The organism is Bradyrhizobium ottawaense, assembly GCF_900099825.1.
Lineage (GTDB): Bacteria > Pseudomonadota > Alphaproteobacteria > Rhizobiales > Xanthobacteraceae > Bradyrhizobium > Bradyrhizobium ottawaense_A.
Window position 1 is genome coordinate 963,861 of record NZ_LT629693.1, and the last position, 20,339, is coordinate 984,199.

The following is a 20,339-nucleotide window of genomic DNA, read 5'->3' on the forward strand; positions in this document are numbered from 1 at the left end:
CATTCGCGACCACGGCGGCGATATCGACATGGCGCAGGCGCGCTTCGGCGGCACCGACTGGATCGACCTGTCCACCGGAATCAATCGCGCGCCCTATCCGCTGCCGCCGTTGCCTGACGAAGCCTGGACGGCGTTGCCAACCGCTGCGGCGACCGCGCGTCTGCTGGCGGCAGCCGGCTTGGCATATCGATCGCAGGCACCGATGCTTGCGGTTGCCGGCGCGCAAGCGGCGATCCAGTTGATCCCAAAACTTGGTGCGCCGGCACAGGCGCGCATCTTGACCCCCACCTATAATGAACACGGCGCCGCACTTCGCAGCGCCGGCTGGCGGGCCGACGAGGTGACGACGCTCACCGCACTCGAGGGCGCCGATCTCGCGGTTGTGGTCAACCCCAACAATCCCGATGGTCGAAGCCATGCATCGCAAGACCTGCTGCGATTGGCCTCGCGGGTCGGAAGGCTGGTGGTCGACGAGAGCTTTGCCGACGCGCAGCCCGATCTTTCGCTTGCCCCCCATGCGGCGCGAGGACGGCTGCTCGTGCTGCGATCGTTCGGCAAATTCTACGGCCTTGCCGGCGTGCGGCTGGGATTCATCCTCGGTTCGGACGCCGACATCGCCGCGCTTGCCGAAATGGCCGGACCCTGGCCGGTATCCGGCCCAGCCATCGCCATCGGCACGGCTGCGCTGTCCGACCGTGCCTGGGCGGAGGCCACCGTGGCGCGGCTGCGCGCCGATGCCGCGCGCCTCGATCTCCTCGCACAATCGGCCGGGTGGAAATTAGTGGGCGGGACCGAGTTGTTCCGGCTATACGACACGCCAAACGCAGCGGCCGCGCGGGAAAAGTTGGCCCGGCACCAAATCTGGACACGCATGTTTCCCTTTTCCGATCCCTGGCTGAGACTTGGCCTGCCCGGGCAACCGGCGGAGTGGGACCGGCTGGCTGCGGCGTTGCAGGACTGAACCGATGGAGTTCACCAGGTCAGAGGCTGAAACGCTGGCGCGGATCTTTCGCTGGCGCCGCGACGTGCGCCATTTCAAGACGACACCGGTTGCGGAAGACGTACTCGATCGGCTGCGTCACGCCATGGACAGCGCGCCATCGGTCGGCAACTCCAGACCCTGGCGCGTCATCCGCGTCAATGACCCGGCCTTGCGTGCCGGCGTGCGCGCCAACTTCAATCTCTGCAACGCGGCAGCCGCCACCGACTACAAGGACGAGCAGCACCGGGAATATCTGAGCTTGAAGCTCGCCGGCCTCGACGCCGCACCGGTACAGTTGGCGGTGTTTACGCTGATCGATCCCGTCGAAGGCCACGGCCTCGGTCGCCGTACGCAGCCGGAAACCCTGCGGCAGTCGACGGCGATGGCGATCCACACGCTGTGGCTCGCGTCGCGCGCCGAAAACATCGGGGTCGGCATGGTCTCGATCCTCGATCCGCGTGCGATCGAGCGCCTGCTCGAGGTGCCCGAGGGCTGGGAACTATCGGCCTATCTTTGTTTGGGTCATGCCGAGTTCATCGACGACACGCCGCTGTTGCATCGCTCCGGCTGGCAAGAGAATTTTCCGACCGAATGGGACGTGCGCTAAAGCATGATGAGATTAGGTTGCGTCGCGACGTCGAGCCTTTTTTCGCGTACCATTCTACTTTGCATGGGGTTGTTTTCGCGATTTTTTGTTTGGCCCCTCCAGAGCATCCGGATCTGTTGTGCTGGCGCTGACGGCGAATCGATTCAACTCCAACCCATCATGCTTTAGCGCGCGACCGCCAGCAGACCATCGACGTCCAGATGCGCCTCGAGATGCGCGGCAAGCCGGTCCAGCGTGTCTTCGACGCCGGCGGCATAGGATGTGGCGGATGGCGCCGCCCCGAGCTGTTTGAGAAACGCCTGACGAAAGCTGTCGCCCGAAAACATGCCGTGGAGATAGCTTCCCATCACGCGGCCATCGGCTGAGACCGCGCCTTCCGCTTCACCTGCCACATGCGCAAATGGGCGCCCGCGCGCTTCGCCTGATGTATGGCCGATGTGGATCTCGTATCCCCTGATCGGCGCACCGGATGCCGCGTGCGTGGCTTCGGTGCGCGTCAGTCGTTTGTCCGCGGTCATGACGGTATCGACCTTCAGCAGGCCGAGACCGTCAGTCTCGCCGGCCGGCCCTTCGATGCCATCAGGGTCGCTGATGGTCCGGCCGAGCATCTGGTAGCCGCCGCAGATCCCGAGCACATGACCGCCGCGCCGGACATGCGCGGCAAGATCGATGTCCCAGCCCTGCGCGCGCAGGAAATCCAGATCGCCGCGCGTCGATTTCGATCCCGGCAAAATCACCAGATCAGTATCGCCGGGAATCGTTTCGCCCTGCCGCACCATGGTGAGACTGACGCCCGGTTCCTGCGACAACGGATCGAGATCGTCGAAATTGGCGATGCGGGAAAATTGCAGCGCGGCAACGCGGAAGCCACCGGTGCCGCCGCCGCGCGGCAGATCGAGCGCGTCTTCGGCCGGAAGCCGTGCAGCCTCCGCAAAGAACGGCAGCACGCCAAAACCGCGCCATTTGGTCCGCTCGGCGATGAACGCATAGCCATCGTCGAACAGCCGCGGATCGCCGCGAAATTTGTTGATGACGAAACCTTCGATCATCGCCGCATCGGCGGGATCGATCACCACTTGCGTCCCAACGATCTGGGCGATCACCCCGCCCCGGTCGATATCGCCCGCGAGCACCACGGGCACATTGGCCGCGCGCGCAAAACCCATATTGGCGATGTCGCGGGGGCGCAGGTTGACTTCGGCCGGACTGCCGGCGCCTTCGACGATCACCAGATCGACAGCACTTTTCAGACGATTGAAACTCTCCAGCACCGGCGCCATCAGTTTCGGCTTCAGCGCCGAATATTCGCGCGCCCGCACCGTCGTCAGCCGGCGTCCCTGCACGATCACCTGCGAGCCCATCTCGCTTTCGGGCTTGAGCAGGATCGGATTCATGTCGGTGTGAGGTTCGATGCCGCAGGCCAGTGCCTGCAACGCCTGCGCGCGCCCGATCTCGCCGCCGTCGGCCGTGACGGCCGCGTTGTTGGACATGTTCTGCGGCTTGAAGGGTGCGACCTTGAGGCCGCGCAGTCTCGCGGCCCGGCACAGCCCCGCGACCAGCAGCGACTTGCCCACGTTGGAGCCCGCGCCCTGGATCATCAGCGCGCGCATGGGATCAGAACTCGACGCCCGGCTGGGCCTTGATGCCGGACCGGAACGGATGCTTGACCAGCGTCATCTCGGTGACGAGGTCGGCAATTGCGATGAGTTCTTCCTTGGCATTGCGGCCGGTCAAAACGACGTGTGTCAGCGGCGGCTTTTCTTCCCTGAGGAAGGTCACGATTTCTGCGACGTCGAGATAGTCGTAGCGGAGCGCAATGTTGATTTCGTCCAGCAGCACCAGCCGGATGTCCGGGTTCCGGATCAGTTCCTTGGCCTTCTCCCAGCCGGCCCGGGCGGCGGCGATATCGCGGGCGCGATCCTGGGTTTCCCAGGTAAAGCCCTCGCCCATGGCGTAGAACTGGCAAAGATGGGCGAAATGGCCCTCGATCAGGCGGCGCTCGCCGGTATCCCAGGCACCCTTGATGAACTGCACCACGGCCGAGGGCATGCCATGGGCGATGCAGCGCAGGACCATCCCGAAACCGGACGACGACTTGCCCTTGCCGGCGCCGGTATGGACGATAATCAGGCCCTTCTCGCCCTGCTTGGTGGCCATGATCTTGTCCCGCGCGGCCTTTTTCTTGGCCATTTTGGCGGCATGGCGGTCGTCTTCGGTCTGGTCAGAGTCTGGGGTCATTGCACATTCTGTTGCTTGACAAGGAAGCTGATTGTTCCGCATGTGAAGCAGCGTTGGTTCCTGTCTATGACAGGCGAAGAGGGAATGCGATAGGGGGAAACCCCGAAGCGCTGCCGCCCCCGCGACCGTGACCGGATTAGGTCACTCCAGGCCACTGGCGATAAGCTGGGAAGGTGGAGTGAGTGTTGGGGAAACCCAGAATCCGCAAGCCGGGAGACCTGCCAGCGCACAGACTGAACGGGCGGACGGGGTGTTCCGCGGCCGGTTGGATGCGCTGATCCGTTCGTTCGGTCGCGCCGCCTCCTGTCCTGCCCTTTCGTATGGAAGCAACAGGACGAGATGATGAGCGTTTCGCTGCATGTCTGCATCACCTGCAAAGCCGGAGAAACCGTACCTGATGGCACGGCCTGTCCGGGAACACGACTGCATGCCGCGCTGACGGCGGCAGGTGCACCCGAGGCGGTGCAGATTGTGCCGGTGGAATGTCTTTCAGCCTGCTCGCAAGGATGCTCCGTCGCACTGAGCGCGCCGGGTCGCTGGTCCTATGTCTACGGCCGCCTGTCGGAAAACGACGCTGCCGAAATTCTATCCGGCGCCGCCGCCTATGCCAGCGCGCCCGACGGCATCGTGCCCTGGCGTCAACGTCCGCAGATTTTCCGCAAGCAAAGCCTTGCCCGCATTCCGCCCATGGTGCTCGCATGACCGATCTGGCCAAAATACCCGTTACGGTGATCACCGGTTTTCTCGGTTCGGGAAAGACCACGCTGATCCGTCATCTGATGCGCAACCCCGGCGGCAAGCGGCTGGCGATCCTGGTCAACGAATTCGGCACGCTCGGGGTCGATGGCGACATCCTGAAATCCTGCGCCGACGAAAATTGCCCGGTCGAGAATATCGTCGAGCTCGCCAACGGCTGCATCTGCTGCACCGTGGCCGATGACTTCATCCCGACGATCGAGGCGTTGATGGCGATGCCGCAGCGACCCGACCACATCCTGATCGAGACCTCCGGGCTGGCGCTGCCGAAGCCGCTGTTGAAGGCGTTCGACTGGCCCGCGATCCGCTCGCGCATCACGGTCGACGGCGTGATCACGCTGGCCGATGCCGAGGCGGTGGCGGCCGGACGGTTTGCGCCCGACCTCGATGCGATCGCCGCGCAGCGCGCCGCGGACGACAGCATCGACCACGAAACGCCGCTGTCGGAAGTGTTCGAGGATCAGGTGTCCTGCGCCGACATCGTGCTGTTGTCGAAGGCCGATCTCGCCGGCGATGCCGGATTGGCCGCCGCGCGTTCGATCATATCGGCGGAGTCGCCGCGCGCGGTGCCGATGCTGGCGATGACGGACGGCATCATCGATCCGCGCGTCATCCTCGGTCTCAACAGTGCCGCCGAAGACGATATCGCCGCCCGCCCCTCGCATCACGACGGCGAGGACGACCATGAGCATGACGATTTCGACAGTGTCTCGATCAGCCTGCCGGAGACTCTTGATCCGGAAGTCTTGGCCGAATCCATCCGCCGGCTTGCGCGCGAGCAGAATATTTTGCGCGTGAAGGGCTACGTGGCGGTCAAGGACAAGCCGATGCGGCTGTTGGTGCAGGCGGTCGGCGAACGGGTGCGCAGCCAGTTCGACCGTCCATGGGGCGACAGCCCTCGAACTTCACAGTTGGTCGTGATTGCTGAGCGCCACCACATCGACCGCGCCGCTATTGAGGCAACACTGGGGGTCTGATCGGGCATGCACGGCGGTTACCGCGACAGCTACGCGCTTGACGAGACGGCGACTGCCTACGATCTGGAGCAGACGCCGGCGGATCTGGTTGCGCTGTCGCTTTCCGACAGCGATCTCGGCGCCTTCGCGGCGGGCTGGCATCGCGCCAACGGCACGCTGCCGACGCTGCGGCTGGCCAATCTGGTGGCGCTGCGCCATCCGATGTCCGTCGACACCTACATTGACGCAACGCTTGCCGACGCCAAGGGGATCCTGATCCGCCTGATCGGTGGCGAGAGCTACTGGTCCTACGGCCTGCAACAGGTGCGCGACCTGGCGCAGCGACGCGGCATTGCGCTCGCAGTGCTGCCCGGCGACGGGCGCGAAGATATCAATCTCGATGCGTTCTCGACGCTGCCCGTCTCGACCTTGCGGCGGCTTTCCGCGCTGTGCGATGCCGGCGGCGTGTTGGCGGCGCAGGCGGCACTCGCGCAACTGGCGCTGGCGGCCGGGCTCTATGCCGGGCCGGTTCAGGGCGAGAAGATCGTTCCCGATTACGGCTGGTACGATCCCGCACGCGGGGTTGTCGCCGAGCCGACGCCAAGCGACCGGCCGTTGATCGTGGTGACGTTCTATCGCTCTTACCTCACCGCCGCCGATACCGGGCCGGTCGATGCGCTGATTGACGCGTTCCGGTCGCGTGGATTCGAGGCGATCGGACTGTTCGTACCCTCGCTCAAGGCGCCCGGCGCCACCGAATGGACACGCGAGGCGCTTCGCAAGTTGGCTCCGGCCGCCATCGTCAACGCCACCGCGTTCTCCGCGCGCGGCGATGACGGCACCTCGCCGCTCGATGCGCCGGGGTGTCCGGTGTTTCAGGTCGCGCTGTCGACCGCGCGCAAACGCGACTGGGTGGCATCGGAGCGCGGATTGTCGTCGGCCGATCTCGCCATGCATGTGGTGCTCCCCGAACTCGACGGGCGTATCTTTGCCGGCGTCACCAGTTTCAAATCGCCGGGCAAGCGCGACCCGGATCTGCAATATTCCCGCTTTGCCCATCGCGCCGACAGCGCGCGGATCGAGGCCGTCGCCGATCGCGTCACAGGCTGGCATCGGCTGGCGACAACACCTGCGCCATCACGCCGGCTGGCGCTGGTGCTGTCGACCTATCCCGGGCGCGCAGACCAGATGGCGCACGCGGTGGGGCTGGATGCACTGGCGTCAACCGAAGCGATTTTGTCCGATCTGGCCAAGGAAGGCTACGCGATCACCGATGGAACACCGCTCGCATCGGAACTGTCGTCGCGAACGCTGACCTGGCCGGTGCAAGACTATCGCGCCACGTTGGCCAGCCTTCCGCAACAACTGCAGACCGCCCTCACCGCCGCTTGGGGCGATCCGGAAGCCGATCCCGCGGTGCGCGATGGTGCATTCCATTTCGCCGCACTCCATCGCGGCCATGCGCTGGTCGCACTGCAGCCCGAGCGCGGCGAGGTATCGTCGCGCGATGCAGACTATCATGACCTCGCGCGCACCCCGCGCCACGGCTATGTCGCGTTTTATCTCTGGCTGCGCGCGCAACGCATCGACGCGCTGGTGCATGTCGGCGCGCATGGCACGCTGGAATGGCTGCCAGGGAAATCCGTCGCGCTGTCGGAAAGCTGCTGGCCGGAAGCGCTGACGGCGGGACTGCCGGTGATCTATCCCTTCATCGTCAACGATCCCGGCGAATCCGCGCAGGCCAAACGCCGGATCGGCGCCGTGACGCTCGGACACCTGCCGCCGCCGCAGGCGGCAAGCTCAATGCCCGCAGGCTTGCTGCGCCTCGAGCAGTTGCTGGATGAGTATTCAACGGCGGATGGCCTGGACCCGGCGCGCCGCGTCCGTCTGGTGGCCGCGGTTCGCGCCGAGGCACAAGCGGCCGGCGTAGAGCAAGACCTTGGCCTCACCGCTACTTCGACGGCCGCCGAGGCCATCACGCAGATTGACCGGTTTGTCTGCGACATCAAGGCGAGCCAGTTCGGCGACGGCCTCCATGTCTACGGGCAAGGAACAGGCGAGCGCGAAGGCTTACTTACAGCGCTCGCCGGACGACGGGTCGCGGCGGGACCATCAGGTTCACCGGCGCGTGGCCGATCGGACGTACTACCGACCGGACGCAACATGTTCTCGGTTGATCCGCGCGCCGTGCCATCCCGCTCGGCGCATGCGCAAGGCGTGAAGCTGGCCGAGGAATTGCTGCGCCGGCATTTGCAGGATCATGGCGACTGGCCGCGCGCGCTGGTGATCGATCTCTGGGGCTCCGCGACGATGCGGACCGCGGGCGAGGAATTTGCGATGGCCTTGCATCTCGCCGGCCTCGCGCCGCGCTGGGACATCAATTCCGAACGCGTCAACGGCATCGAGGTCGTGCCGCTTGCGTTGCTCGGGCGGCCCCGCATCGACGTGACGCTGCGCGTCTCCGGCCTGTTTCGCGACGTCTTTCCAAATCTGCCGCAGTTGTTCGAGGCCGGTGCCGCAGCACTGGCCGGCGATGGCGAACCCGACGAAAAAAATCCCTATGCGACGCCTGCGCCGCGCGTGTTCGGACCCCGCCCGGGACTTTATGGATTGGCGATGGGCGCAGCGCTGGAAGACTACAGCGCCGAGGGCCGCGCCACGCTGGGCGAAGCCTGGCTCGCCGGATCGGAATGGGCGATCGACGCGCAGGGCAAAAGCCGGCAGGATCGCGCGGCGCTGGAAACACGCGTCCTCGCCGCCGACGGCTTTGCCCATGTGCAGGATCTCGCCGAGAGCGATCTGTTGCTGGCGTCGGACTACGCGACGCATGAAGGCGGCTTCGCCGCCGCTGTCGCGCGGCTGGGTGGAGAAGCGCCCCCGCTCTATCATCTCGACACGACGCAGCCCGATGCACCGCGATCGCGCACCCTGCCGGAGGAAATCGCCCGCGTGGTCCGCGCCCGCGCCGCCAATCCGGCCTGGGCCAGCGGCATGATGCGTCACGGCTTTCGCGGCGCGGCCGAACTCACCATGACGCTCGATAACCTCGCCGCCTTCGCGCACCTGACGCGCGACGTCCCCCACCATCTGTTCGACCTCTATTACGAGGCAACCTTGGGCCGGTCCGATCTGGTGGATTTCATGACGCGCGAAAACCCGGCGGCGCTCGCGGCCATGCGGGCGCGGTTCGACGCGCTGCGTGAAGCCGGCCTGTGGTCGACCCGGCGCAACTCGATTGCGATGCAATTGGGAGCCGCCCATGGCTGAGCCGATCATCCAGGGCTGGTGTCCCGGGGCGTTGCGCCCGATGCTGTCGGGTGACGGCTGGGTCCTTCGCGTGCGCCCGCCCGGTGGGCGGCTCGCGCCACCGCAGGCGCGCGAGATCGCACGGCTCGCGCGCGCCCATGGGAACGGCGTGATCGATCTCTCCTCGCGCGCCAACATTCATTTGCGCGGCGTCACCGAACACAGCTACGCGCCCCTGATCGAGGGCCTCGACGCGCTTGGCCTGATCGACGAAAACCCCGAAGCTGAAGAACGCCGTAACATCGTGGTTTCGCCGTTCTGGACGACCGATGACGGCAGCGTCGAACTGGCGGGGGCACTGGCGAAATCGCTGACCGCGCCGGACGCGCCCCACCTGCCAGCCAAATTCGGTTTCGCGATCGATTGCGGACCGCAGCCGGTTCTGACCAACGTGTCGGCAGACATCCGGCTCGAGCGCAACGCCGACGGCGGATTGATTTGTCGCGCCAATGGCGCTGCGAAGGCCGCGCGTGTATCGACGGAAACGGCTGTAAGCACCATGCTGGCGCTTGCCGACTGGTTCGTGCAATCGGGTGGGGTTTCCGGAGAGCGCGGCCGAATGGCGGCGCATCTGGCGCGCGGCGCGGTGCTGCCGGACATCTTTACGGAAGTCCCTGCCCCATCGGTCGCCAAATATTCTCCCGAGCCGGGTCCGGTCGCGCAAGGCGTGCTGGTCGGTTTCGAGTTCGGTCAGGTGCCGGCCGAACTGCTTGCCGCGCTCTTGGGCCTTGGCGCGCTGCGCGTGACGCCGTGGCGCATGCTGCTGATTGAAGGTATCAGCGCCATGCCCGATCTGCCGGGCCTGATCACGCGCCCGCACGATCCGATGCTGCGCGTGATTGCCTGCACCGGCGCACCCGGGTGCCTGCAGGCCGCGCAGCCGACGCGCGCGCTGGCGCGATCGCTGGCGCCCCATTTGCCCGACGGTACCGTCCTGCATGTGTCGGGGTGTGCCAAAGGCTGCGCGCATCCCGGCGCTACGACCCTGACGCTGACGGCACAAGCCGAGGGGTTTGACCTGATCCGCGACGGTCATGCGCGGGACCTGCCTTTGCGCTGGGGACTGACGGCCGAGTATCTCTCCGCTCACCCCGCCCTCCTGCGCGAGGCGCTGTGATGCCTCACACTTACGAAGCCGACGGCGCGGCGATCTATCGCAAGTCCTTTGCCACGATCCGGGCGGAAGCCAATCTCAGCCGCTTCACGAGGGAAGAAGAAGTCGTGGTGGTTCGCATGATCCATGCCGCCGGCATGGTCGGGCTGGAACAGCACGTCCGCTTTTCACCCGGCATGGCTTTGGCTGCACGCGCGGCCCTCGAAGCCGGTGCGCCGATCCTGTGCGATGCGCGGATGGTGAGCGAGGGCATCACCCGGCCGCGGCTGCCGGCCAACAATGAAGTGATCTGTACGCTGCATGATCCTGGTGTGCCTGAGCTCGCGCGCAAAATCGGCAATACCCGCTCGGCCGCGGCGGTCGAACTGTGGCGACCGCACCTCGCAGGCGCGGTCGTCGCCATCGGCAATGCGCCGACCGCCTTGTTCCACCTGCTCAACATGCTGGAAGACCCTGACTGCCCGCGCCCGGCCGCCATCGTCGGTTGCCCGGTCGGCTTTGTCGGCGCCGCCGAATCGAAGGAAGCGTTGATATCGGCACCGCCGGTGCCGTCGCTGATTATCGCGGGACGGCTCGGCGGGTCTGCTATTACCGTTGCGGCCATCAACGCGCTCGCAAGCCGCAAGGAATAGATTGTGGGCAAGATCATCTGCACCGGCCTCGGCCCCGGCGATCCCGACCTGATCAGCGTTCGATCAGACCGGCTGATCCGCGCCGCGCGTCATGTTGCGTATTTCCGTAAATTTGGCCGGCCGGGCCAGGCGCGCCGCATCGTCGAAGGCATGCTGGCGCCCGACGTGACGGAATACCCGATGGAGTACCCGGTCACGACCGAACTGCCGTTCGGCAGCGCCGAATACAATCGGCTATTGGCCTCGTTCTACGACGACTGGGCACTGCGGCTTGCGGGTCTGGCCGCAACGAACGACGTCGTCGTGCTCTGCGAGGGTGATCCGCTGTTCTATGGTTCCTTCATGCATCTTCAAACCCGGCTGCAAGGGCGCGCCGAGGTCGAGATCGTGCCGGGGATCAACGGCATGACCGGGTGCTGGAACGCCACCGGAATTCCTATCACCTGGGGCGACGATGTTCTTTCCGTTCTGATGGGCACGCTGCCTGAGGACGATCTGCTGCGTCACATGCAAAGCGCCGATGCGCTGGTGGTGATGAAGACCGGACGCAATCTGCCAAAAGTGCGCCGCGCACTCGAACGCGCCGGCAGGCTTGACGACGCGTGGCTGGTCGAGCGCGGCACCATGCCCGGCCAGCGCGTGATGCGGCTCGCCGAAACCGAGATCGGCGAATGCCCCTACTTCGCAACCATTCTGGTCCACGGCCAGGGCCGCCGTCCGGAGCTGGAGGAATGACCGGCTCGCTGGTGGTCGCAGGCCTCGGCCCCGGAGATCAAGCGCTGGTGACGCCAGAGGTCACCGCGGCGCTGGCGGCTGCGACCGACGTCGTCGGCTATATCCCCTATGTCGCGCGCGTCGCGCCGCGCGGGGGCCTGACGCTGCACGCCTCCGACAATCGGGTCGAGCTGCAGCGGGCGAACGAGGCGCTTGAACTCGCCGCCGCTGGCCGGCACGTGGTGATCGTCTCGTCGGGCGATCCCGGCGTGTTCGCGATGGCATCGGCCGTGTTCGAAGCCCTGGAGAAAAGTCCGGCGCTGCACAACCTCGATATCCGCGTGCTTCCCGGCATCACGGCGATGCTGGCCGCGGCTGCCCGCGCCGGTGCGCCGCTCGGCCACGATTTTTGCGCCATCAACCTCAGCGACAATCTGAAACCGTGGGCGCTGGTGGAACGCCGGCTTCGGCTTGCCGCGGAAGCCGACTTCGCGATGGCGTTCTACAATCCCCGCTCCGCCGCCCGCCCGCATCAGTTCGCGCGCGCGCTGGAAATTTTGCGCGAGGCCTGCGGTCCTGATCGGCTGATCATTTTCGCGCGCGCGGTGACGACGCCAGAGGAACGCATCGAGACGGTGACGCTGGCCGAAGCCCGGCCCGAGATGGCCGACATGCGCACCGTCGTGCTGGTCGGAAATTCTTCCACACGCCGGGTCGGGCGTTACATCTATACACCGAGGCACGCCGATTGAGTGAGCCAGCGCATAATCTCATCCGCGCTCTGCGCTGTCCTGCGCTCCGGCAGGCTGGGACGGTCAATCATGATGACCGGCAGACCGAGCGCGCGCGCGGCGTCGAGCTTGGCCTTGGCGCCTTCGCCGCCCGCGTTCCGAGCAACGACGTGCGTGATGCGGTGCTCGCGCAGCAGCGCGAGGTCGCCTTCCGTCGTGAACGGTCCACGCGCCAACACGATCTCGGCCTTCGGCAGCGGCAACGCCGTATCGGGAGCATCGACCAGCCGCAGCAGATAGAAGTGCTGTGGCTGCACAGCGAACGGGGTGAGATGCTGCCTGCCGATGGCAAGAAAGATCCGTGCCGGCTGATCCGGCAACGCTGCAGCCGCCTTCTCGACAGTCGCGACATGCTGCCATTTATCGCCCGGCCCCGCCGCCCACGGCTCGCGCAGAAAAGCGATCAGCGGCGTGGCAGTCTTCGCGCAGGCCTCCACGGCGTTGCGGCTGATCTGGCTCGCGAACGGATGCGTGGCATCGATCACATGGGTGATCTGTTCGTGCCTGATATATTCGGCGAGCCCGTCGACGCCGCCAAAACCGCCGACCCGCGTCGGCAAGGGTTGCGCAACCGGCGTCGCGGTGCGACCAGCATAGGAGTAGACTCCCGCCACTCCGGCCGCAGCAAGCTCGCGGCCGATCCGGCTGGCCTCCGTCGTGCCGCCCAGGAGAAGGACGCGAAGGACGCGCATCATGTCTGACTCCTCCCCTCGCTTGGCGGCCGATCCCTGGCTCGCGATCGTCGGCATCGGCGAAGATGGCCTTACGGGTTTGTCGCAATCAAGTCGAGATGCGCTGGCGAAAGCGGAAATCGTCTTCGGCGGGTCGCGCCACCTCCGGCTTGCCGAAATCGACGCGCGCGGACGGCCGTGGCCCGTCCCGTTTTCGGTGGACCCGGTGCTGGAGTGCCGCGGCCGGAAGGTCGCGGTTCTGGCGTCCGGCGATCCGTTCTGGCACGGCGCCGGCGGCAGCCTCGCGGCACATCTTGCGCCCGGCGAGTGGATCGCCTTTCCCGCAGCCTCGACCTTTTCGCTCGCCGCGGCGCGATTGGGCTGGCGGCTGGAAGAGGTCACCTGCCTCGGCCTTCACGCCGCCCCCTTCGAAACATTGCTTCCGCATCTGGCGCCGGCGCGGCATGCGATATGTCTGCTGCGGGATGGCAACGCCGCCGGCGAGCTGGCTGCGTGGCTGACCCGACAAGGTTTCGGCGCGTCATCCCTGTGCGTGATGGAATCTCTTGGCGGCGCCGGCGAACGAATCCGCACGACGCAGGCCGCACGCTTTGACCTCGCTGACGTGGCCGCTCCGGTCGCGGTCGCAATTTCGGCGGCGGGCGCGGCGGGACTGCCGCGAACATCGGGGTTGCCGGACGAGGCCTTTATCCATGATGGGCAGATCACCAAGCGCCCGATGCGGGCGCTGACGTTGTCGGCGCTGGCGCCGCGGCCCGGGGAAATATTGTGGGACATCGGCGCGGGGTCGGGATCGATCTCGGTGGAATGGTGCCTCGCCGGCGGCCGCGCGTTTGCAATCGAGACACGATCCGATCGGGCCGCGAATATTCGAGCCAACGCCGCAGCATTCGGCGTCGCGAACAGCCTGACGATCGTGGACGGAACGGCACCGGTGGCACTCGCAAAACTGCCGTCTCCGAATGCCGTCTTCGTCGGTGGCGGCAACGAACAGTCCTTGTTCGATGCGCTGTGGGCGATGATTCCTGAGGGAACGCGGTTGGTGGTCAACGCGGTGACGCTGGAAACCGAAGCGCTGCTTCTGACCGAGCATAACCGCCATGGCGGCGAATTGCTGCGCATCGAGCTTGCACAAGCGGCCCCCTTGGGAAGCATGCGCGGCTGGATGCCCTCGCGTCCGCTGGTGCAGTGGAGAGTGGTGCGATGAAGATCGCGGGCATCGGTTTTCGCGAAACGGCCGGGATCGACTCGCTGCGCAGCGCACTGACGTCGGCCGGCGGTCCCGATGGCGTGATGGCGTTGGCCACCGCCGTCGAAAAAGCCGAGGCTGTGGCACTGGTCGCACTTGCCGCGGAATTGCACCTGCCAATCCGGGCCATCACGCCGGGCGCGCTGGCCGCGGTTGAAACCGAGACCAGGTCGGAGCGCGTGGCGGCGCGTTTCGGCACCGGCAGTCTTGCCGAAGCAGCAGCCCTGGCGGCGGCAGGACCCGCGGCACGGCTGCTGGGACCGCGCGCGGTGTCGGCCGACGGCATGGCGACGGCGGCGATCGCGGAAGGAGACGGCCCATGACCGTGCATTTCATCGGCGCCGGTCCCGGCGCGCCTGATCTCATTACGCTGCGTGGCCGCGATCTGATTGCGTCGTCGCCGGTATGTCTGTTTGCGGGATCGCTGGTGCCGAAGGCGCTGCTGAGCCACTGCCCGACCGGCGCCAAGATCGTCGACACCGCGCCGATGTCGCTCGACATGATCATCGCGGAAATCGCGTCGGCCCATGCCGCGGGGCATGATGTGGCGCGGCTGCATTCGGGCGACCTGTCGGTCTGGTCGGCGATGGGCGAACAGTTGCGCCGGTTGCGCGCGCTCAACATTCCCTATGACGTCACGCCCGGCGTGCCGTCCTTTGCCGCCGCGGCGGCGGCCCTCGGTGCGGAACTCACATTGCCCGGCGTGGCGCAATCGGTGGTGCTGACGCGCACCTCGGGCCGCGCCTCGGCGATGCCGGGGGGCGAAAACCTCAGCGCCTTTGCCGCCACCGGCGCGACTTTGGCGATCCATCTGTCGGTGCACGTACTGGACAAGGTGATTGCGGAGCTCACGCCGCATTACGGCGCCGACTGCCCCGTGGCCGTGGTCTGGCGCGCGAGCTGGCCCGATCAGCGTGTTGTCGTTGCGACGCTCGCAACCCTCGATGCCGCCGTTGCCGGGGTCATGGAGCGCACCGCGCTGATTTTGGTTGGCCGCGCGATCGGCGCCGAGGATTTCGACGAAAGCCGGCTTTATGCCGGCGACTACGATCGCCGCTTTCGCCCCGTCGGCATTGATCCCCGTTTTCCGGAGGACGCGTGATCCCGCCGGGCCTCGTCATTTCCGCGCCCGCCTCGGGTACGGGCAAAACCACCTTGATGCTGGGCCTGCTGGCGGCGTTTCGCGCGCAGGGACTTTCCGTGCAGCCGTTCAAGTGCGGACCCGACTACATCGATCCCGCGTTCCATGCCGCGGCGTCCGGGCGAGCTTCGCTGAACCTCGATAGCTGGGCGATGCAGCCGACGCACCTTGGCGCCTTGATGCAGGCGGCAGATGGCGCCGATCTGGTGCTAGCCGAAGGTTCAATGGGACTGTTCGACGGCGTCGCGTCACGCGGCGAGACCGGAACCGGCGCGAGCGCCGATATCGCAGCGCTGGCGGGCTGGCCCGTGGTGCTGGTGCTCGATGTATCCGGCCAGGCGCAATCGGCGGCGGCGACAGCCCTCGGCTTTGCCACGCTGCGCAAGGACGTCGCACTCGCGGGCGTCGTCCTCAATCGGGTCGCAAGCCCCCGGCACGAGGCGCTGGCGCGCGTCGGCATGGAAGCCGCCGGGATCCGCGTGCTCGGCGCGTTGCCGCGGCAGGAGTCAGTTGCGCTGCCGGAACGCCATCTCGGCCTCGTGCAGGCTGAGGAGCAGCCTCGCCTCGCGCAGATCCTGGCCGAGATGGCATCCTTCATCGCCGCGCACGTGGATTTGCCGGCGCTGCGCGCGATTGCCGCGCAGGCTCAAACAGCAGACGCGGCAAGCGTCAACATTTCTCCGCCGGGCAACCGCGTGGCGCTGGCGCGCGACGCGGCGTTCTCCTTCATCTATCCGCATTTGCTGGCGGGATGGCGCGCGGCGGGCGCGGAGATTCTGCCGTTTTCACCACTGGCGGACGAAGCGCCCGACACCTCGGCCGATGCCTGCTGGCTGCCGGGCGGATATCCGGAACTGCATGCCGGGCGATTGGCGGCTTCGGCCCGATTCCGTTCAGGGCTCCGAAACTTTGCCGAGACCCGGCCGGTGCATGGCGAGTGCGGTGGCTACATGGCGATGGGCGAGTGCCTGATCGACGCCTCGGGTACGCGGTATGAGATGGCGGGTTTCTTCAAGCTAATCACTTCGTTCGAGAAGCGGCGCATGCATCTCGGTTATCGCCTCGCGCGGTTGGTATCGCCGATTCCCGGCTACCGCGAAGGCGCCCGGTTGCGGGGGCACGAGTTCCATTATGCCAGCATCCTCGAACACAACGATGCGCCGCTCGCACAGGTGGTCGACGCATCAGGCGCCGCCGTGCCGGAAACCGGATCGAGCAAAACCTTCGACGGCGGCGGCCGCGCCACCGGTTCGTTCTTTCACCTGATCGCGGAGGCGACATGACCGGCTTCGTCTCCTTTGTCTCCTCCGGCCCCGGCGATCCCGAACTGCTGACGCTGAAGGCGGTGGCGCGGCTGCAGGCCGCCGACGCCGTCCTGTTCGACGATCTGTCTGCAGGCCCGATCCTGGCGCATGTCCGCACCGGGGCCGATCTGGTCAGCGTCGGCAAGCGCGCCGGCCGGGTGTCGCCGCGGCAGCAGCATGTCAGCCGGCTGCTGGTCGATTATGCGACGACACACGAACGGGTGGTGCGGCTGAAATCCGGCGACGCCGGGATCTTCGGGCGGCTGGAAGAAGAAATCGAGGCGCTGTCGGCGGCCGGTATCGGCTACGAAATCATTCCCGGGATCACCTCGGCCTGCGCCGCGGCGGCCGCAGCCGGCATGCCGCTGACCCGACGGCTCAAGTCGCGGCGGGTGCAATTCGTCACCGGTCACGACGTCACCGGCGCACTTCCCGAACAATTGAATTTTGCGGCGCTGGCCGACCCCTCGGCGACAACAGCCGTCTTTATGGGCAAGCGCACTTTTCCGGAACTGGCACGGCGGCTGATCGCAGCGGGCTTGCCGGCAAATACGCCTGCCATGCTGGCCGAATCCGTCAGCCATCCCGACCAGCAGCTGAGGCGCACGACGGTTGCCGAGTTGGCCGATCTGATGGCGGCCGAAGACAGCAGCACCCCTGCCTTGATCCTGTACGGTGCGCTGGCAACGGGCCGCCCTTGACTTGGCCTGAGGCCGGTGACAACGCTAGCGATGACGGTTCCCCGTGGCCTGAAAAGCCGAAGGGATGAAAAGGGAATGCGGTGAGGCGTAGCCATCAGGCGCCGAATCCGCGACTGCCCCCGCAACTGTGAGCGGCGAGCTGCCCCGGAAAATACCACTGGTCCAAATCGGGCCGGGAAGGTCCGGAGCGGCGACAACCCGCAAGTCAGGAGACCTGCCGTCTGGTGCATGTTGCACCAAAACTGCCTCGCTACACCAACCGCCGTCGGGGAAGACGGCACGGAGGACTTCATGCATATCGAACCCGGTCTCGTCGACAGCAGCAAGATCGTACTGAGCTACGCGACCGCCGCAGCAGCGGGCGCCGTTGCGCTCCGAACCGTCGTCCGTTCGATCGGCGAAAAGGGGCCGGTATCGCTGCTCCTGCGCAGCGCGATCGCCACCGTCTGCGTTTTCATCTTCTTCGAGGTCATGCCGCATTTTCCGGTCGGCGTCTCCGAGGTGCACTTCATCCTGGGCTCGACATTGTTCCTGATCCTCGGCGCGGCGCCTTCGGCGATCGGGCTGGCAATGGGCCTGCTGATTCAGGGATTGTTCTTCTCGCCGATCGATCTGCCGCAATACGGCATGAACGTCACCACGCTGCTGGTTCCGCTGTTCGCGCTTCACGCGCTGGCAGGACGGGTGATCGCGCCCGGAACCGCCTATGTCGACCTGAAATACAGCCAGGCGCTGACGCTCTCGACCGCCTATCAGGGCGGAGTCGTGGCCTGGGTGGCGTTCTGGGCGATCTATGGCGCTGGTTTCAGCGCGGCGAACCTGTCCTCGGTCGCAAGCTTCGGCGCCGCCTACATGGCGGTCGTCCTGATCGAACCGCTGGCCGATCTTGCTATCCTGGCCGCGGCCAAGTCGTTGCATGCGCTGCGCGGCTCGCCGCTGGTGACGCAGCGGCTCTATCACGCGGCCTGATCCGCGGGCTCAAAGACCAACGCGGCCGCCATGTCGGCCGCGTTTTCATTTGGGAGCCAGATGATCGAACTTCTCCTAGTGGGCATCGGCACCGGCAATCGCGAGCACCTGACGCTGCAAGCGATCCGGGCGCTTAATTCCGCCGATCTGATCCTGATCCCGCGCAAGGGCGCGGACAAGGCTGACCTCGCCGATCTCCGCCGTTCGATCTGCACCGAAGTGGTGACGAATCCCGCCGCAAGAATCGTCGAATTCGACCTGCCTCGCCGCGACCAGAGCAACCCGGACTATCGCGGCGGTGTCGACGACTGGCACGACGCCATCGCCGATGTCTGGTCAAATACCATCCGGTCCGAACTTTCAGGCAGCGGAACCGTAGCCTTTCTAGTCTGGGGCGATCCGACGCTCTACGACAGCACGCTGCGTATTGCTTCGCGCCTGAACCCTGCACCGAGCGTCCGGGTGATCCCGGGCATCACCTCGATCCAGGCTTTGACGGCCTCGCATGCGATTCCACTTAATGAAATCGGTGCGCCCTTTCTCGTCACCACCGGGAGACGGCTGCGCGATGCCGGCTGGCCCGCTGGCGCCGATACGCTGGTGGTGATGCTCGATGGCGACTGCGCCTTCCAGCACGTCGATCCCGCCGATGTGACCATCTGGTGGGGCGCCTATGTCGGCATGCCCCAACAGATCACGCTTGCCGGCCCGCTGGCGGAAACTGGGCCGCGAATCCTGAAGGCCCGCGCCGAAGCGCGCGAGAACAACGGCTGGATCATGGATGTCTATCTGCTGAGGCGCAAAAGCGCCGACGGGGAACAGCGATAAAGTTGCGAACGGCGCAACCGCTTGCCGACTTCCCGATATCGAACCGCCTTGACGAATTCCGCATTGATGCGCGCGCGACGACGGGTCGATACCCGACCGTCAATGACCACGAGTTGCCGCAGAGCTTGTGTTGCTGTTCAAGCGAGCGTTGTCGCAGGAAAGCCGAGCAGGGATTGCCGGATTCAGCCTTCGGGCTGCGAGCGGATGAGGCAGCTCAGGCGCCGGCGGCCGGCAGGCTGGCGGCGGCGATAGCGACGATCTGAGACAGCCGACGCCCGATCCGGGACGGCGCGCCGCGCAGCAATGAACGAAGCTGTTGCATCTCACATCTTCCATCTGCGCCGGCGGAACAATCGTTCCCGCCACTAGGCGCACCACGGAAAATGGTCTCGCGCGGCTAACTAGTCGAGATCCCAGCGAAAATAGCAACGAGCGCATCGTCCGGACGCCCGCCGGCAGTGGATTTATTGCCCCGATTGAGCCGGCGGCGGAGCAAATCTTCTCCCGAGTTCCGCACTATAATCCGGTGATGCCGCTATCGACCGCGAGCGTCTGCGCGTTGACGTAAACGCTGTCGTCGGACATGAAAAACAGCACGGCGTAGGCGATCTCCCAACCCGTCGCCATGCGCCCGAACGGCGCTCCGGAAGCGCTGCGCGACGGCCGGCCGGCGCTGGTATGACGACCGAGCGGCGTATCGACCAGGCCCGGACAAACGATATTGGCGCGGATGCCGCGCCGGGCGCCTTCCTTGGCGACGTTGCGCATCAAGCCACCCAGCGCCGCCTTCGACGTGTCATAGGCAACCAGCCGCGAGCCGGAGCGAAGGCCGGCGATCGACGAGATGAACACGATCGACGCGCCGGGGTCGAGGTGCCGCAGCGCCTTGCGGCAGCAGAGCATCGGCCCGGTGAGATTGACCGCAAAGGTGTCGTTCCATTCCCCGAGGTCGACGCCGTCAAGGCCGAGCGCGCCTATCCCGATGCCGACATTGAGCACCATGCCGTCGAGGCCGCCGAGGCCATTCATCGCCTCCTCGATCATCCGGTTCACATCGCCTTCGCGGGCGATGTTGGCCTCGATGGAAAAGGCGCGACCGCCCTCACTTGTGATGCGCCCGACGGTGTCGTCGGCGCTGGCGCGGTTCATGTCGGCCACCGCGACATGGGCCCCTTCCCTGGCAAACACCAGCGACATCGCCCGGCCGTTGCCAACCGGATCGGTTTCGGCATCGAAGGTGCGCTGCCCGCCGCCGACGACCAGAATGCGACGGCCCTGAAGCCGCCCGCGACCCGGCGCTTCACCCCTGGATTCCGCGCTCGGTTCGCGAACGTAACGGATCTTGTCTGACATTTTCTC

At 66.2% G+C, this 20,339-nt stretch carries 20 protein-coding genes and 2 riboswitches; of the genes, 16 read left to right on the forward strand and 4 right to left on the reverse strand.

Going from position 1 to position 20,339, the window contains the following annotated elements; genetic code table 11:
• The first annotated feature begins 1 nt into the window (after window position 1).
• Both cobD and bluB read left to right on the forward strand, forming a co-directional pair.
• Window positions 2-961, forward strand: a complete 960-nt coding sequence (cobD, locus tag BLR13_RS04730) for a threonine-phosphate decarboxylase CobD (RefSeq protein ID WP_074831890.1) — start codon at window positions 2-4, stop codon at window positions 959-961.
• Between the two features lie 4 nt (window positions 962-965).
• Entirely contained in the window at window positions 966-1,589 is a 624-nt protein-coding gene (gene bluB, locus BLR13_RS04735) for a 5,6-dimethylbenzimidazole synthase (protein ID WP_074827202.1), read from the forward strand.
• A gap of 164 nt (window positions 1,590-1,753) precedes the next feature.
• Here bluB and BLR13_RS04740 read toward each other — a convergent pair whose 3' ends face one another.
• Together BLR13_RS04740 and cobO are read right to left on the reverse strand one after the other, a co-directional pair.
• Window positions 1,754-3,199: a cobyric acid synthase gene (locus tag BLR13_RS04740; protein ID WP_074827199.1), complete on the reverse strand. Its 1,446-nt coding sequence runs from the start codon at window positions 3,197-3,199 to the stop codon at window positions 1,754-1,756.
• 4 nt (window positions 3,200-3,203) lie between these two features.
• The gene (gene cobO, locus BLR13_RS04745) at window positions 3,204-3,827 is read right to left on the reverse strand and encodes a cob(I)yrinic acid a,c-diamide adenosyltransferase (RefSeq protein WP_074827197.1); all 624 of its coding nucleotides are present in this window, start codon (window positions 3,825-3,827) and stop codon (window positions 3,204-3,206) included.
• A 37-nt stretch (window positions 3,828-3,864) separates the two neighbouring features.
• Window positions 3,865-4,067: riboswitch (cobalamin riboswitch) on the forward strand.
• Window positions 4,068-4,169: 102 nt separating this feature from the next.
• On the opposite strand from cobO, the gene BLR13_RS04750 reads away from it, so the two are divergent.
• From BLR13_RS04750 to cobJ, 7 genes are read left to right on the forward strand one after another with little or no spacing between them, the layout of a single operon-like run.
• Window positions 4,170-4,529 carry a DUF1636 family protein gene (locus BLR13_RS04750; protein WP_074827196.1) on the forward strand — a complete coding sequence of 120 codons (360 nt, stop codon included), beginning with the start codon at window positions 4,170-4,172 and terminating at the stop codon, window positions 4,527-4,529.
• Window positions 4,526-5,560 (forward strand): cobalamin biosynthesis protein CobW, encoded by a 1,035-nt coding sequence (cobW, locus tag BLR13_RS04755; RefSeq protein ID WP_074827193.1) that lies wholly within the window; start codon window positions 4,526-4,528, stop codon window positions 5,558-5,560. Before BLR13_RS04750 ends, cobW begins: the two co-directional genes overlap by 4 nt.
• 6 nt (window positions 5,561-5,566) lie before the next feature.
• A complete protein-coding gene (gene cobN / locus BLR13_RS04760) occupies window positions 5,567-8,806 on the forward strand; it encodes a cobaltochelatase subunit CobN (RefSeq protein WP_074827191.1) in 3,240 nt (1,079 codons plus the stop codon).
• A complete protein-coding gene (cobG, locus tag BLR13_RS04765; protein WP_074827189.1) occupies window positions 8,799-9,962 on the forward strand; it encodes a precorrin-3B synthase in 1,164 nt (387 codons plus the stop codon). The genes cobN and cobG overlap by 8 nt, the downstream gene beginning before the upstream one ends.
• A complete protein-coding gene (locus tag BLR13_RS04770; protein ID WP_074827186.1) occupies window positions 9,962-10,591 on the forward strand; it encodes a precorrin-8X methylmutase in 630 nt (209 codons plus the stop codon). The genes cobG and BLR13_RS04770 overlap by 1 nt, the downstream gene beginning before the upstream one ends.
• 3 nt (window positions 10,592-10,594) lie before the next feature.
• Window positions 10,595-11,326 (forward strand): precorrin-2 C(20)-methyltransferase, encoded by a 732-nt coding sequence (locus tag BLR13_RS04775; protein ID WP_171944995.1) that lies wholly within the window; start codon window positions 10,595-10,597, stop codon window positions 11,324-11,326.
• Window positions 11,323-12,057 carry a precorrin-3B C(17)-methyltransferase gene (gene cobJ, locus BLR13_RS04780; protein ID WP_074827182.1) on the forward strand — a complete coding sequence of 245 codons (735 nt, stop codon included), beginning with the start codon at window positions 11,323-11,325 and terminating at the stop codon, window positions 12,055-12,057. The genes BLR13_RS04775 and cobJ overlap by 4 nt, the downstream gene beginning before the upstream one ends.
• On the opposite strand, the gene BLR13_RS04785 is transcribed toward cobJ, so the two are convergent.
• The gene (locus tag BLR13_RS04785; RefSeq protein ID WP_433994255.1) at window positions 12,033-12,791 is read right to left on the reverse strand and encodes a cobalt-precorrin-6A reductase; all 759 of its coding nucleotides are present in this window, start codon (window positions 12,789-12,791) and stop codon (window positions 12,033-12,035) included. The genes cobJ and BLR13_RS04785 overlap by 25 nt on opposite strands.
• Here BLR13_RS04785 and cbiE point away from each other — a divergent pair.
• The 7 genes from cbiE (at window position 12,790) to cobF (ending at window position 18,980) form a co-directional block, all read left to right on the forward strand.
• Entirely contained in the window at window positions 12,790-13,995 is a 1,206-nt protein-coding gene (gene cbiE, locus BLR13_RS04790) for a precorrin-6y C5,15-methyltransferase (decarboxylating) subunit CbiE (protein ID WP_074827180.1), read from the forward strand. The genes BLR13_RS04785 and cbiE overlap by 2 nt on opposite strands.
• Window positions 13,992-14,360, forward strand: a complete 369-nt coding sequence (locus tag BLR13_RS04795) for a cobalamin biosynthesis protein (RefSeq protein ID WP_074827178.1) — start codon at window positions 13,992-13,994, stop codon at window positions 14,358-14,360. The genes cbiE and BLR13_RS04795 overlap by 4 nt, the downstream gene beginning before the upstream one ends.
• Window positions 14,357-15,139: a precorrin-4 C(11)-methyltransferase gene (gene cobM / locus BLR13_RS04800; protein WP_074827176.1), complete on the forward strand. Its 783-nt coding sequence runs from the start codon at window positions 14,357-14,359 to the stop codon at window positions 15,137-15,139. The genes BLR13_RS04795 and cobM overlap by 4 nt, the downstream gene beginning before the upstream one ends.
• Window positions 15,139-16,461: a cobyrinate a,c-diamide synthase gene (locus BLR13_RS04805; protein WP_197679564.1), complete on the forward strand. Its 1,323-nt coding sequence runs from the start codon at window positions 15,139-15,141 to the stop codon at window positions 16,459-16,461. The genes cobM and BLR13_RS04805 overlap by 1 nt, the downstream gene beginning before the upstream one ends.
• Window positions 16,458-17,183, forward strand: a complete 726-nt coding sequence (cobA, locus tag BLR13_RS04810) for a uroporphyrinogen-III C-methyltransferase (RefSeq protein WP_074827171.1) — start codon at window positions 16,458-16,460, stop codon at window positions 17,181-17,183. The genes BLR13_RS04805 and cobA overlap by 4 nt, the downstream gene beginning before the upstream one ends.
• A gap of 17 nt (window positions 17,184-17,200) precedes the next feature.
• A riboswitch (cobalamin riboswitch) is annotated at window positions 17,201-17,419 on the forward strand.
• A gap of 55 nt (window positions 17,420-17,474) precedes the next feature.
• The gene (locus tag BLR13_RS04815) at window positions 17,475-18,152 is read left to right on the forward strand and encodes an energy-coupling factor ABC transporter permease (protein ID WP_074827168.1); all 678 of its coding nucleotides are present in this window, start codon (window positions 17,475-17,477) and stop codon (window positions 18,150-18,152) included.
• Between the two features lie 60 nt (window positions 18,153-18,212).
• Window positions 18,213-18,980, forward strand: coding sequence for a precorrin-6A synthase (deacetylating) (gene cobF, locus BLR13_RS04820; protein ID WP_074831887.1), 768 nt, complete (start codon window positions 18,213-18,215; stop codon window positions 18,978-18,980).
• Window positions 18,981-19,496: 516 nt separating this feature from the next.
• On the opposite strand, the gene BLR13_RS04825 is transcribed toward cobF, so the two are convergent.
• Window positions 19,497-20,333, reverse strand: coding sequence for an SDR family NAD(P)-dependent oxidoreductase (locus tag BLR13_RS04825; RefSeq protein WP_091976351.1), 837 nt, complete (start codon window positions 20,331-20,333; stop codon window positions 19,497-19,499).
• Window positions 20,334-20,339: the final 6 nt, after the last annotated feature.

Excerpts from the sequence above, each read along its gene's own strand:
- bluB (WP_074827202.1), top strand. The coding sequence starts at position 966 with ATGGAGTTCACCAGGTCAGAGGCTGAAACGCTGGCGCGGATCTTTCGC.
- BLR13_RS04740 (WP_074827199.1), bottom strand. The coding sequence starts at position 3,199 with ATGCGCGCGCTGATGATCCAGGGCGCGGGCTCCAACGTGGGCAAGTCG.
- cobO (WP_074827197.1), bottom strand. The coding sequence starts at position 3,827 with ATGACCCCAGACTCTGACCAGACCGAAGACGACCGCCATGCCGCCAAA.
- BLR13_RS04750 (WP_074827196.1), top strand. The coding sequence starts at position 4,170 with ATGAGCGTTTCGCTGCATGTCTGCATCACCTGCAAAGCCGGAGAAACC.
- cobW (WP_074827193.1), top strand. The coding sequence starts at position 4,526 with ATGACCGATCTGGCCAAAATACCCGTTACGGTGATCACCGGTTTTCTC.
- cobN (WP_074827191.1), top strand. The coding sequence starts at position 5,567 with ATGCACGGCGGTTACCGCGACAGCTACGCGCTTGACGAGACGGCGACT.
- cobG (WP_074827189.1), top strand. The coding sequence starts at position 8,799 with ATGGCTGAGCCGATCATCCAGGGCTGGTGTCCCGGGGCGTTGCGCCCG.
- BLR13_RS04770 (WP_074827186.1), top strand. The coding sequence starts at position 9,962 with ATGCCTCACACTTACGAAGCCGACGGCGCGGCGATCTATCGCAAGTCC.
- cobJ (WP_074827182.1), top strand. The coding sequence starts at position 11,323 with ATGACCGGCTCGCTGGTGGTCGCAGGCCTCGGCCCCGGAGATCAAGCG.
- cbiE (WP_074827180.1), top strand. The coding sequence starts at position 12,790 with ATGTCTGACTCCTCCCCTCGCTTGGCGGCCGATCCCTGGCTCGCGATC.
- BLR13_RS04785 (WP_433994255.1), bottom strand. The coding sequence starts at position 12,791 with ATGATGCGCGTCCTTCGCGTCCTTCTCCTGGGCGGCACGACGGAGGCC.
- BLR13_RS04795 (WP_074827178.1), top strand. The coding sequence starts at position 13,992 with ATGAAGATCGCGGGCATCGGTTTTCGCGAAACGGCCGGGATCGACTCG.
- cobM (WP_074827176.1), top strand. The coding sequence starts at position 14,357 with ATGACCGTGCATTTCATCGGCGCCGGTCCCGGCGCGCCTGATCTCATT.
- cobA (WP_074827171.1), top strand. The coding sequence starts at position 16,458 with ATGACCGGCTTCGTCTCCTTTGTCTCCTCCGGCCCCGGCGATCCCGAA.
- BLR13_RS04815 (WP_074827168.1), top strand. The coding sequence starts at position 17,475 with ATGCATATCGAACCCGGTCTCGTCGACAGCAGCAAGATCGTACTGAGC.
- cobF (WP_074831887.1), top strand. The coding sequence starts at position 18,213 with ATGATCGAACTTCTCCTAGTGGGCATCGGCACCGGCAATCGCGAGCAC.
- BLR13_RS04825 (WP_091976351.1), bottom strand. The coding sequence starts at position 20,333 with ATGTCAGACAAGATCCGTTACGTTCGCGAACCGAGCGCGGAATCCAGG.